The 11,312-nt window shown below is 70.2% G+C and carries 13 protein-coding genes; 8 read left to right on the forward strand and 5 right to left on the reverse strand.

Annotated features, from left to right (window positions below; all coding sequences use genetic code 11):
* On the reverse strand, positions 1 to 893 hold an 893-nt coding region (locus KDL01_RS33575; protein WP_212532715.1), incomplete at its 3' end, for an FTR1 family iron permease.
* A gap of 148 nt (positions 894 to 1,041) precedes the next feature.
* On the opposite strand from KDL01_RS33575, the gene KDL01_RS44015 reads away from it, so the two are divergent.
* From KDL01_RS44015 to KDL01_RS33595, 4 genes are all read left to right on the forward strand, one after another.
* Complete coding sequence (locus tag KDL01_RS44015; protein WP_368861701.1) at positions 1,042 to 1,440, forward strand: DUF302 domain-containing protein; 399 nt, start codon at positions 1,042 to 1,044, stop codon at positions 1,438 to 1,440.
* 770 nt (positions 1,441 to 2,210) lie between these two features.
* Entirely contained in the window at positions 2,211 to 2,666 is a 456-nt protein-coding gene (gene trxA / locus KDL01_RS33585; RefSeq protein WP_212532717.1) for a thioredoxin, read from the forward strand.
* Between the two features lie 14 nt (positions 2,667 to 2,680).
* Positions 2,681 to 3,343 carry a class I SAM-dependent methyltransferase gene (locus KDL01_RS33590; RefSeq protein WP_212532718.1) on the forward strand — a complete coding sequence of 221 codons (663 nt, stop codon included), beginning with the start codon at positions 2,681 to 2,683 and terminating at the stop codon, positions 3,341 to 3,343.
* On the forward strand, positions 3,333 to 3,605 hold the full coding sequence (locus tag KDL01_RS33595) for a metal-sensitive transcriptional regulator (protein ID WP_212532719.1): 273 nt from the start codon (positions 3,333 to 3,335) through the stop codon (positions 3,603 to 3,605). Before KDL01_RS33590 ends, KDL01_RS33595 begins: the two co-directional genes overlap by 11 nt.
* 139 nt (positions 3,606 to 3,744) lie before the next feature.
* On the opposite strand, the gene KDL01_RS33600 is transcribed toward KDL01_RS33595, so the two are convergent.
* Positions 3,745 to 4,539: a DNA-formamidopyrimidine glycosylase family protein gene (locus KDL01_RS33600; protein WP_212532720.1), complete on the reverse strand. Its 795-nt coding sequence runs from the start codon at positions 4,537 to 4,539 to the stop codon at positions 3,745 to 3,747.
* A 220-nt stretch (positions 4,540 to 4,759) separates the two neighbouring features.
* On the opposite strand from KDL01_RS33600, the gene KDL01_RS33605 reads away from it, so the two are divergent.
* The 3 genes from KDL01_RS33605 (at position 4,760) to KDL01_RS33615 (ending at position 8,689) form a co-directional block, all read left to right on the forward strand.
* The gene (locus tag KDL01_RS33605) at positions 4,760 to 6,259 is read left to right on the forward strand and encodes a carboxylesterase/lipase family protein (protein WP_212532721.1); all 1,500 of its coding nucleotides are present in this window, start codon (positions 4,760 to 4,762) and stop codon (positions 6,257 to 6,259) included.
* A 208-nt stretch (positions 6,260 to 6,467) separates the two neighbouring features.
* The gene (locus tag KDL01_RS33610; RefSeq protein WP_212532722.1) at positions 6,468 to 8,024 is read left to right on the forward strand and encodes an MFS transporter; all 1,557 of its coding nucleotides are present in this window, start codon (positions 6,468 to 6,470) and stop codon (positions 8,022 to 8,024) included.
* Complete coding sequence (locus KDL01_RS33615; protein ID WP_212532723.1) at positions 8,021 to 8,689, forward strand: potassium channel family protein; 669 nt, start codon at positions 8,021 to 8,023, stop codon at positions 8,687 to 8,689. The genes KDL01_RS33610 and KDL01_RS33615 overlap by 4 nt, the downstream gene beginning before the upstream one ends.
* A 198-nt stretch (positions 8,690 to 8,887) precedes the next feature.
* Here KDL01_RS33615 and KDL01_RS33620 read toward each other — a convergent pair whose 3' ends face one another.
* Both KDL01_RS33620 and wrbA read right to left on the reverse strand, forming a co-directional pair.
* Positions 8,888 to 9,136 (reverse strand): DUF2630 family protein, encoded by a 249-nt coding sequence (locus KDL01_RS33620; protein ID WP_212532724.1) that lies wholly within the window; start codon positions 9,134 to 9,136, stop codon positions 8,888 to 8,890.
* Positions 9,137 to 9,217: 81 nt separating this feature from the next.
* Entirely contained in the window at positions 9,218 to 9,823 is a 606-nt protein-coding gene (gene wrbA / locus KDL01_RS33625) for an NAD(P)H:quinone oxidoreductase (RefSeq protein ID WP_212532725.1), read from the reverse strand.
* A gap of 210 nt (positions 9,824 to 10,033) precedes the next feature.
* Between wrbA and KDL01_RS33630 the strand changes: the two genes are divergently transcribed.
* On the forward strand, positions 10,034 to 10,447 hold the full coding sequence (locus KDL01_RS33630) for a PLDc N-terminal domain-containing protein (RefSeq protein ID WP_212532726.1): 414 nt from the start codon (positions 10,034 to 10,036) through the stop codon (positions 10,445 to 10,447).
* A gap of 70 nt (positions 10,448 to 10,517) precedes the next feature.
* Here KDL01_RS33630 and KDL01_RS33635 read toward each other — a convergent pair.
* The coding region (locus KDL01_RS33635) for an ATP synthase subunit I (protein WP_212532727.1) at positions 10,518 to 11,312 on the reverse strand (795 nt) is incomplete at its 5' end.

Consider the following 11,312-nt stretch of genomic DNA (forward strand, 5'->3'; position numbering starts at 1 on the left):
GGGGTGGGCATGGTGGAGGGGGTCTCGGACGCAGAGGCGTCTGAAGCGACCGGCGTGTGGGTCGGCGTGGGTGCGGGTGACTGAGGTCGGGCTGGGCGGTTGAAGTGGAGGAACGCGGTGAGGGTGACGGCGAGGTAGAGCACGTATACGGCGATCTGAAGCGCAGTCGGTGAGTCGGCGTAGCCGAAGAACGAGTGCAGGATGTCGCCGAAGGTGCTGTCCTCGCTCAGGAATCCGCCGGTGTGCCACAGCGGCTGATCGAGGAACGGCAGCCAGCCGAGTTGCTGCATGTTCTCCACGGCGTCGGCGAGCAGGCCTGCGGCGAAGACCATCAGCAGGGCGCCGATGACGGAGAAGAACCGGCCGAGGTTGAGGCGGTGACCGAGCCGGTAGATGAAGAACGCGATCACCAGGGCGATCGCCAGCCCGATGGCGGCGCCGGTGAGAGCGCCTCGGGTCGAGGTGGAGAAGATGATGGCCAGCGTGAACACGACCGTCTCGAGGCCTTCGCGTCCCACGGCCTGGAACGCGAGCAGCGCGAGGCCGGTGCGTGCCTTGCGACCCAGCGCTGCCTCGGCCCGCGCGCGCAACTCACCCGACAGGCCGCGTGCGTGGTTGCGCATCCAGAACGTCATGTAGGTCAGTACGGCGGCTGCCAGCAGGAACGTGCAGGTCTCGAAGACGGTTTGGGCGTCGGAGCCGTCGTACGAGGTCACCGTTGCGTAAGCGAGTACGCCGCCGCCTGCGGCCAGTACGAGGGCCGCGCCGACGCCCAGGAAGACGTCGCGGAAGTGTTGGCGGGCGCCCATGCGATCGAGGTAAGCAAGCAGGATCGCGACGATCATGCTGGCTTCGATCCCTTCGCGAAGGAAGATCACGAGGGTGGCGATCATGAGCGCTCCTGGCTAGTAAGAAATTAGGTAAACCTTACCTCACTTAGGGGTGGTGCGTCGCTCCGCCAAAATACCCCTGGGGGTATAAAATGCGGACATTCTGCAGGAATCATTTACGGGAGGTGCTGAGGTGTCGACGACCTACGGGATGGGTGTGCGCTTGATGGGCGCGGCGGACTCGTTCGACCAGGTGGTCGAGCGGGTGCGGGCGGCATTGGGTGAACAGGGGTTCGGCGTGCTCACGGAGATCGACATGCGCGCGACCATGGCGGCGAAGTTGGGCGAGCAGATGGAGCCGTACCTCATCCTCGGCGCCTGCAACCCGCCGCTGGCGCACCGGGCGCTGGCGGTGGACCGGGAGATCGGGCTGCTGCTGCCGTGCAACCTCGTGGTGCGGACGGACGGGGCGGACGTGCTGGTCGAGGCGCTCGATCCGCGGATCATGATGGGGGTCACGGGGGAGGACGAACTCGGTCCGATCGCGGATGAAGCGGGGGAGAAGATCTCGGCGGCGCTGGCGGCGCTGACGGGATTCGACGGCGGGTGAGGGTGAGGGGTGAAAGGGTGGGCGTGAGGCGCTGGGCTGCTGACGGCCGGGTAGCGGGCCAGGGTGGCTGGACGGTGAACTGTGGGGATGGCGGCGGCCCGGCGTGGCAAGGCGGCGGGTCGTGGGCATGACCGCAGGCCAGTGCGGCAGCGCGGCGGATTGTGCGCATGACGGAAGGCCGGTGCAGCAGGTCGGTGAGCTGTGGGGGCGCGCGGCGGAATGTCGGAGCGGCAGGTCGGCGGCGGCGTGGAGGGTTGCGGATGGCGACACCGTGCTGCGGCGCGTCGGTGCCCTGGGAGGAATGGTGACGGCGTGGGCCGCGGAAGGTGTGCGGATAGCCGCACAGTGCTGCAGCGCGTCGGTGAGCTGGAGGCATGGCCTCTGCCCGAAGGGCGTGGCAGTGGCGGCACGGTCCTGAAGCGCGTCGGTGAGCTGGGAGGCGCATGGTCTCGGCGTGGAGGGCGTGTGGATGGCCATGCCGTGCGGCGGCACGTCGGTGAGCTGCGGGAATGGTGGCTGTGTGGAGGGCGTGTGGACTGCGGCACCGTCCTGCGGCGCGTCGGTGAGCTGGGAGGAATTGTGACGGCGTGGGGCATGGCAGTGGCGGCACCATCCTGCAGCGTGTCGCTGAGCTGGGGGAATGGTGGCGGTGTGATGGGCGTGCGGGTGGCGCCACCGTGCCGCAGCGCGTCGGTGAGGTCCGGGGAATGGTGGCGGCGGGGTGGGCCGTTATACCCCCCGGGGTAGGAGAGCCCCTGAAGGAGGAGAGCATGAGTGAGACGATCACGGCTCGACCGGTCGAGCTGACCAAGGGGAACTTCGACGAGAAGGTGACCGGCGGCGAGGGGCTGGTGCTGCTGGACTTCTGGGCGTCGTGGTGTGGGCCCTGCCGGCGTTTCGCGCCGATCTTCGATAAGGCGGCGGCCAAGTACCCGGACGCGATGTTCGGCAAGGTGGACACCGAGGCGCAGCCGGAGCTTGCGGCGGCGTTCGAGATCAGCTCGATTCCCACGTTGGTGCTGGTGCGCGATGGGGTCATCCTTTACGCGCAGGCGGGGGCGTTGCCGGAGGCGGCGCTGGACGATCTGATCACGCAGGCGCGTGGCTTGGATATGGACGACGTGCGGCGCAAGCTTGCGGAGGCCAAGGCGGCCGAGGCGGCTGAGGGCGGGCAGTCGGGGCAGGCGGGCGCTCGGGGCGCGGCCGGCGACGGCGCGACGGCGTAGGGCGGGCGCTGGGGATGGACAGCGTCGGCTGGGATGAGCGCTACCGGCAGGCGCCGAAGTTGTGGGGCGCCGCGCCGAATCGGTTCGTCGCCGAGCAGCTCGGCGACCGTACCCCGGGGCGTGCGCTGGATCTGGCGTGCGGCAACGGGCGCAACGCGCTCTGGCTGGCCAGGACCGGGTGGCGGGTGACGGCCGTGGACTTCTCCGCGGTCGCGCTCGCCGCCGGGGCCGAGCAGGCGCGCGCCGAGGGGCTGGCGATCGAGTGGTTGCAGCGTGACGTCACCGAGTACGAGCCCGACCTCGGCGCGTACGACGCGGTGGTGATCGCGTATCTGCATCTGTCTGCGGAACTGCGTGACAGGGCACTGCGTGCGGCGGCCGCGGCGCTGGCTCCCGGCGGTCGGCTGGTGCTGGTCGGGCACGATCTGACCAATATCGCGGACGGGGTGGGCGGGCCGCAGGACCCTGCGGTGCTCTACACGCCGGAGGCGGTGGCGGATGCGCTCGAGCCGCTGCGGGACGTGCTGCGGGTGCTGCGCGCCGAGCGTGTGACCAGGCCGGTCGACGGGGAACAGGAACGGCAGGCCATCGACACGTTGGTGGTGGCCGAGGCGGGCGTGGTCGGGGCCGGCGAGGTCGGAGTGGACGGACTTGGAGGCGGCGGCGATGCGGATTGATCCGGACACGCTCGACGACGTGGTGCGTCGGCTGCGGCGGGCGCAGGGGCAGATCGGCGGGGTCGTGCAGATGATCGAGGACGGGCGCGACTGCAAGGACGTGGTCACGCAGCTCGCGGCGGCCGCGCGGGCCCTCGACCGGGCGGGGTTCAAGATCGTGGCGACGGGGTTGGCGCAGTGCCTGCGCGAGGAGAGCGCGGGGTCTGAGGATGCGGCGCAGGATCGGGAGCAGATTGAGCGGCTGTTCTTGACGTTGGCGTGAGGGGCGCGGGCTCTTGACTTTGGCGTGAGGAGCGTGGGCGCGGCAGCCCGGTGAGCAAGGGGAGCGGGGCGGCCCGCAGAAGGAAGAAGGAGCTGCGAGCTGCGGGAACGTCGCGAGCGACTCGATCGCCCGCAACGGCTTACGGCGTGGGCCCGGCTTGGCAGGACGGGCACCAGTAGGTGATCCGTTCTTCGCCGGGGCGGCCTTGGCCTGCGCTGCGGATGAGGGTGCCGCAGCTGGCGCAGGGGTGGCGGTCGCGGCCGTAGACCCAGAGGGTGCGGCCGGGACGGGTGTCTCCGGTGGTGATGCGGACGGGCTTTCGGCGGTTGAACTCGAGCAGGCGCTGGGCTTGGCCGACGAGGCGGGGGAGATCGGGGACGGCTCCGACCGGGGTCCAGGGGGTGACGCCGGTGAGGAAGCAGAGTTCGGATTTGTAGACGTTGCCGATCCCGGCCAGGTTGGCCTGGTCGAGCAGCGCCTCGCCGAGGGCGCGGTCCGGGGCGCGGCGCAGGCGGCGTAGGGCCTCGTCCGGGTCCCAGTCTTCGCCGAGGAGGTCGGGGCCGAGGTGGCCGACGACGCGGGCTTCGTCGGCGGTGCGCAGCAGCTCCAGTACGGGGAGTCGGTAGCCTACGGCGGCGTACGCCTCGTTCGCGAGGATCGCCCGGATCTGGTGTATGGGGCCGCCGCGCCAGCCCTGGCCGGTCTCGAACACCTTCCACGAGCCCTGCATCCGCAGGTGCGAGTGCAGGGTCCAGCCGTGGTCGAACCTTGTGAGCAGGTGCTTTCCTCGAGATCTGACGCTCTCGACGGCGTGCCCGCGCAGGTCGACGGTGGCCAGCTTCGGCACTCGCAGGTCGCTGCGGACCAGTACGCGGCCCGCGAGTGCGGTGTGCAGGCGGTGGGCGGTCTGCCAGACCGAGTCTCCTTCGGGCATGTGGTCATCCTCGCATCAGGGGGTGACAAAGATCGGGACAGAGGGCTGAGCCGGAAAGGACCCGGCGGCGCGGGCGGCGCGGGCGGCAAGGGCGCCGCGGGCGCCTGCGCGGCACGCCGTGCGCCGTGAAACGGATGGAAAGAACTGAGATGTCTGTATTCTCCCGGTAAGCTTATCCACGGCTCCGTACCACCTTGCCGCGTGTAGGGAGGCTCCGCCCATGGCTTTGGCGGTTGTAGTCACCACCGGCGAGGGTGCCGTGCGCGGACTGCGGTCCGAGGACGGGATCGCGGCGTTCAAGGGGATCGCGTACGCGGCGGCGCCGGTGGGGCGCGAGCGGTTGCGGCCGCCGCGGCCGGCGGCGCGGTGGACGGGCGTGCGCGACGCCACCGCGTACGGGGCGACGGTGGGCAAGGCGCCGTATCGGCCGCCGTTCGACCGGCTGCTGCCCGAGGTCGAGATCGGCGGCGAGGAGAGCCTGAACCTCAACGTCTGGACGCACGACGTGCACGGGAGTGCGCCGGTGATGGTGTGGCTGCACGGCGGCGGATTCCTCAACGGGTCGGGGTCGCTGCCCTGCTACGACGGGACCGCGTTCGCGCGGGACGGGGTGGTGCTGGTCACGCTCAACTACCGGCTCGGCGCACCGGGGTACCTCTATCTCGGCGACGGGCCGGCCAACCTGGGGCTGCTCGATCAGATCAGTGCGCTGAACTGGGTGCGCCGCAACATCGCGGCGTTCGGCGGGGATCCGGAGAACGTCACGGTGTTCGGCGAATCGGCCGGCGCGATGAGTATCGGCACGCTGCTGGCCACGCCCGCGGCGGCGGGGCTGTTCCGGCGGGCGGTGCTGCAGAGCGGAGCCGCGCATCAGGCTCACGACATCGCCTCGGCGCGGCTGATCACGGCCCGGTTCGCCGACATGCTCGGGATCGAACCCACCCGCGCCGCGTTCGAGCAGGTGGCCATGGATCGGATGCTCGCGGTGCAGCCGGATCTGCGCGCGGAGCTGTGGAGCGACCCGGATCCGGCGGCGTGGGGGCAGGCCGCGGCCACGATGCTGCCGTTCGAGCCGGTGGTCGACGGCGAGATCCTGCCGGAGGATCCGGCCGCGGTGATCGCGCGCGGTGAGGGTCACGACGTACAGGTGCTGATCGGCTGCAATCTCGACGAGTTCCGGCTGTTCACAGTGCCGACGGGGCAGTTCGACGTGTTGCCCGAGGCCGTGTCCCGCGCGACGGCGGCGCGCTACGGGCTCGATCCGGACGAGGCGTTCGCGGTGTACCGGTCCGGTGGGTCGGCCGTTACGCCCGGCGAGGTGCACGCGCGGCTGGTGACCGACTGGATCTACCGGATTCCGGCATTGCGCCTGGCCGAGGCCTACGCGCGCCGGCGGCCCGGGTCGGTGTACGTGTACGAGTTCACCTGGCAGCCCGGCGCGTTCGACGGCAAGATCGGGGCCTGTCACGGGGCCGAGCTGCCGTTCGTGTTCGACAACCTGGCGGACGACGGGCTGCACGCGCTGCTCGGGAAGGATCTGCCGCAGCCGCTCGCGGACGCGATGCACTCCGCCTGGGTCGCCTTCGCGCGCGACGGGGATCCGGGCTGGGCCGCGTACGGGACGGGCGAGCGCGCGACGATGATGTTCGACCGCGAACCCGCGGTGGTCGCCGATCCGCGGGCGCAGGAACGGCGGCTGTGGGAAGGCGTGCGCGGGTGAGGCGGCCGGACACCGTCGCCACGCGGCGGCGGGAGTGGCGGGAGCGGCCGGAGCGACGGCGGCAGGCGCGGCAGAGCCCTCACGAGGCCCTCACGCGTTCGGCGCAACTACGCAGGGTGAGCGGGGGACGCCCCGTTTCCGAACGGGGCCGACGGGCACTCGATCAGCCTCAGGCTGTTGAAGCCCACTCGGTGTCGAGGAGGAGTTCATGACCACGACCAAGACAGCCGCAGCACCCCCACGCGGAATCAAGAGCCTGGTACCGGCGCGGATCGACCGGCTGGTCTGGTCCCGCTTTCACACCCGTATGGTGGTCGCGCTCGGCGTGGCGTGGATTCTGGACGGCCTCGAGGTCTCCATCGCGAGCAACGTCAGCCCCTATCTGACGGAGCCGGGCTCCCTGGGCATGGGAGCCGGCTCGGTCGCCTTCTCGGTCGGTACGGTCTACCTGCTCGGCGAGGTGTTCGGGGCACTGTTCTTCGGCAACCTCTCCGACCGGTGGGGCCGCAAGAACCTGTTCATGATCACCCTCGGGGTGTACCTGCTCGGCGGCGGACTCACCGCGCTGACCTTGGGCAAGGGCCAGGGCTGGGTGCTGTATCTGGACCTGACCCGGTTCATCGCGGGCGCGGGAATCGGCGGCGAGTACGCGGCGATCAACTCGGCGATCGACGAACTGATCCCGGCCAGATACCGCGGCCGGGTGGACATCGCCGTCAACGGCACCTACTGGGCCGGGGCGTTCATCGCCTCGGTGCTCACCGTCGCGGTCATCAAGCACCTGCCGGTCAGCTACAACTGGCGTATCGCGTTCCTGTTCGGCCCGATCCTCGGCCTGATCATCCTGTTCGTCCGCCGCAACCTGCCGGAGAGCCCGCGCTGGCTGGTGATGCACGGCCGGGTGGACGAAGCCGAGGAAGCGGTCGAACGCATCGAACGCGAGACACTCTCGACCGGCGGCAGCCTCGATCCGGTCGACGAGTCGAAGCAGATCGAGGTCCTGCCGGCCGACAGCGTGGGCTACTGGGAGCTGACCAAGACGCTGTTCCGCCGCTATCCCAGCCGGTCCGTGCTCGGCGCCACGCTGATGATCACACAGTCCTTCCTCTACAACGCGATCTTCTTCACCTACTCGCTCGTCCTGACCAAGATCTACGGCGTGCCCGCGGGCAATACCGCGTACTACTTCATGGCCTTCGCGATCGGCAACCTGTGCGGCCCGCTGCTGCTCGGCCGGCTGTTCGACACGATCGGGCGGCGCAGGATGATCAGCGGGACGTACCTGATCGCCGGCGTCTCGCTGGCCATCAGCGCGTTCCTGTTCCACGCCGGGCAACTGACCGCGCTGACCCAGACGATCTGCTGGTGCTTCATCTTCTTCTTCGCCTCGGCCGGAGCCAGCGCGGCCTATCTGACGGTCAGTGAGATCTTCCCGGTGGAGGTGCGCGCCAAGGCCATCGCCGTGTTCTTCGCCATCGCCCAGTGCTTCGGCGCGTTCGGCCCCTGGTTCTACGGCAAGCTCATCGGCGACACCGGCAACCAGAGCCCCGACTACCTGCTGCACCACTCCAAGCTGTGGATCGGCTACCTGATCGGAGCCGCCGTGATGATCATCGGAGCGCTGGTCGAACTCTGGCTCGGTGTCGACGCGGAGGGCCGCTCGCTCGAGGACGTGGCGACGCCGCTGACCGCGGTGGGCCGGCCGGACGAGGACTCGGGCCCGGCGGCCGACGCCACCGGCACGTCCCGCCCGCCCGTCGCATGACCGAATCCGGCGGCGGCGGTGGCGGTGACCACGACGGCCACGACGAGCGCGAGCACCACGACGAGGGCGGCCGCCCTGATGAAGGCGGCCGCCACGACGAGCACGGCGCGCGCTGGCTGGCCGGGCTCGATCCGCACGGTGCTCATCCGGAGCACCGGCGCCGCATGCGCAAGGCGGCGGTGCTGGCCGTGCTGCGCAGCGTGCTGACGGTGCTCGTGCTGGGTGTGGCCTACTTCGTGATGCCGCTCGAGGGGTTCAAGGCCGACGACGACATCCCCATCCTGGTGGTGAGCCTGATCGCGATCGTGCTCCTGGTCCTGTTCCAGGTCGGCCGCATCGTGCGCGCGGACTACCCGGGCCTGCGCGCGATCGAGGCGCTGGCGTTCACCGCGTCGCTGCTGCTGTTCGTCTTCGCGGTCACCTACGACGTCATGGACGCCGAGACGAGTGGCGCGTTCAACGTGGCGCTCACCCGGCTCGACAGCCTGTACTTCACCGTCACCGTCTTCGGCACGGTCGGCTTCGGCGACATCACCGCGCACTCCCCGGCCGCCCGTTCGGTCGTCACGGTGCAGATCCTGTTCGACTTCGTCTTCCTCGGCGTGGCCGTGCGGGTCATCGCCTCGGCGGTGCAGATCGGCCGCCAGCGGGTGTCCAGGCGCTGAGCCGCGCGGGTCGGACGGCGCGACGGAGCCCGGGCACGCGGGCGCCCGGGCTCCGTCTTCTTCGCGTCGGCTGCCGTCCTCACCGCAGGTCCGGCTCCGCCGCGCCGCGGGGAGGTCCAATGCTGCGCCGACGCCGCCCCCCGACGGCGGCGCCGGCCGTTCTCGCGCTGTACGCGGCATCTCGGCCGCGCCGGCGCGTCAGCTCTCGTAGCGCTCGACCACCCGGACCGGCCGGGTCTGCGCGCGTTCGGGATCCTGGTGGAACTCCTGCCGGGCGGCCCGCTGTCGCAGCAGGTCCCAGCACTGGTCCAGCTCGGCCTCGACCGCGGCCAGCCGGGTGCGCCGCTCGGCGTCCATGGCCTCCGGATCAGCCCGCAGCCCGTGTTCCTCGCTGATCAGCTCGTCGATGCGGTGCCGGATGTCGGCTTCACCCGCGTTCTGCGTCATGGCCGTCACTCCTTCCGACCGCATCCGGCCCGCGCGCGTCCTCGCGGCTCGCGTGCGCGGCCCAGATCTCCTGCCTCCACGCTACGCGCCGGTGAGCCGGGTCGCGATGTCGGCGAGGCGGCGGCCCTGATAGCGGGCGGCCTCGAGCGTCGGCGCGTCGGGGGCCACGCCGCCCCCGGAGGGCCAGCTGGTGCCGTACGGGTTGCCGCCCGAGGCGTAGAGCAGCGGGTCGGTGTAGCCGACCGGCACGATCAGGCAGCCCCAGTGGTAGAAGACGTTGTTGAGCGACAGGATGGTCGACTCCTGGCCGCCGTGCCGGTTCGCGGACGAGGTGAAGCTGGTCACCGGCTTGTCGTGGAACACCCCGTTCTGCCACAGGCCGCCGGTGGTGTCGATGAACTGCTTGAGCTGCGCGGTGACGTTGCCGAACCGGGTCGGCGAGCCGAAGGCGTAGGCGGAGGCCCACTCCAGATCCTCCAGCGTGGCCACCTGCACGGAGTCCTTGGTGGCGTCGACGTGGGCGCGCCAGGCGGGGTTCGCGTCGATCGCCGTGTCGGGGGCGAGTTCGGCCACCCGCCGCAGCCGGACCTCGGCGCCCCGTGACTCGGCGCCCTCGGCGACGGCCGAGGCCAGGGCGTGGACGTTGCCGGTGGCGCTGTAGTAGATCACTGCTACGCGGACGCTCATGAAGCGGCTCCTTGCGGACTCGCGGACTCTCGGTGGTCCTTGCTCGCTCCATCCCACCAATCCCGCGGCCCCGCGGCGCGGTGGACTCACCCGTGCAGGCGAACCGGCATGCCGATCTGGTTAAAAAGGGTGAATATGAATACAACAGACAATTCGGCCGAACGAGCGCGGCTGGTCCTGGCGCCGGTGCCGAGAAACGGAGTGCGGGCCATGAACTACCCGATGTTGGACACGTTCCTGTCCATTATGTGGTTCTTCCTCTGGATTCTGTGGATCTTCCTGCTGGTCCGGGTGACGCTGGACATCTTCCGCGACGACCGGCTGCACGGCTGGGGCAAGGCGGGCTGGCTGATCTTCGTGCTGATCCTGCCGTACATCGGCGTGCTGGTGTACCTCATCGCCCGCGGCCACGGGATGGGCGAGCGCGACTACGCCCAGGCGAAGCAGCAGCGCGCCGCGATGGACGACTACATCAGGTCCACCGCGGCCTCGGGCGGCGGTTCGGGCGGTGGCTCGGGCGGGCTCAGCCCCGCGGAGCAGCTGTCCAGGATCGCGGACCTGAAGAACTCCGGCGCGCTCACCGAGCAGGAGTACCAGACGGCCAAGGCGAAGATCCTGGCCTGAGTCGGATCTGAGCCGGGTCTGAGTCGGGTCCATCCGAGTCGAGTCCGAGCCGGACCTCGGTGGTGTCTTCCTAGTGGCCCGGGTCCCGCCCGAACAGCGGGTGCCGCATGACGACGCACATCACGGCACCTGCCGCGAGCGCGAGAAGGGTGGAGGTCAGCCAATCCGGCGTGATGGAGGTGCCGACGGTGGTACCGGCACCACGGTTCGCGTCGAACATGGCCGCGACGAACGCGCCGACCGCGGTGGCGCACAGCAGTGCGAGCGATATCCACCGGAGCCGAGCGGGGCCGCGTCCGCGGATGAGCCGCCGCACCGTCCAGACGAAGGCGAACGCCGTCCACGCGATCGCGGCGATGAAGGACTCGGTGTCGGTGGTGTACTGCACCAGCGGTGAGTTTGTCGTCTGATAGACCTGTGTTCCGATCGTCACCGAGGCGACGTTGTACGAGCCGCCGTGCGTGATCACGGTCAGTGGGGTGACCTTCTGGATCTGGTCCGGGACCGAGGCCGTGGTGCCGAAGTCGGCGTAGAAGCTCAGCAGGCCACTGGAGACGACAGGGTCATCCCCGTCGACCGTCGCGGTGATCGAGACGAGCGGGCTCACCACGCCCGTGGCGTCGGCCGAAACGTCGGTCACCTTGCACCAGACGGTCGGCGGCTGCCAGTCCGTCCCGTCTGCGGTGCAGGACTGCGCGGCGTCGTATCCGGTGACGGCCACATGGTCGCGAGACGCGCGCTGAAGCGTGTTGCTGATCCCGAACGCGCCCAGCCCGAGCATGCCCACGACGCAGGCCGTGAAGACGGCGTGCAGGGTGCGTTGGCGAGGTGAGCGGGGCGGCCGGGGCGGCGGCGGGGCGACGGG

It is taken from the genome of Actinospica durhamensis, from assembly GCF_018139695.1.
GTDB classification, from domain to species: Bacteria; Actinomycetota; Actinomycetes; order Streptomycetales; family Catenulisporaceae; genus Actinospica; species Actinospica durhamensis.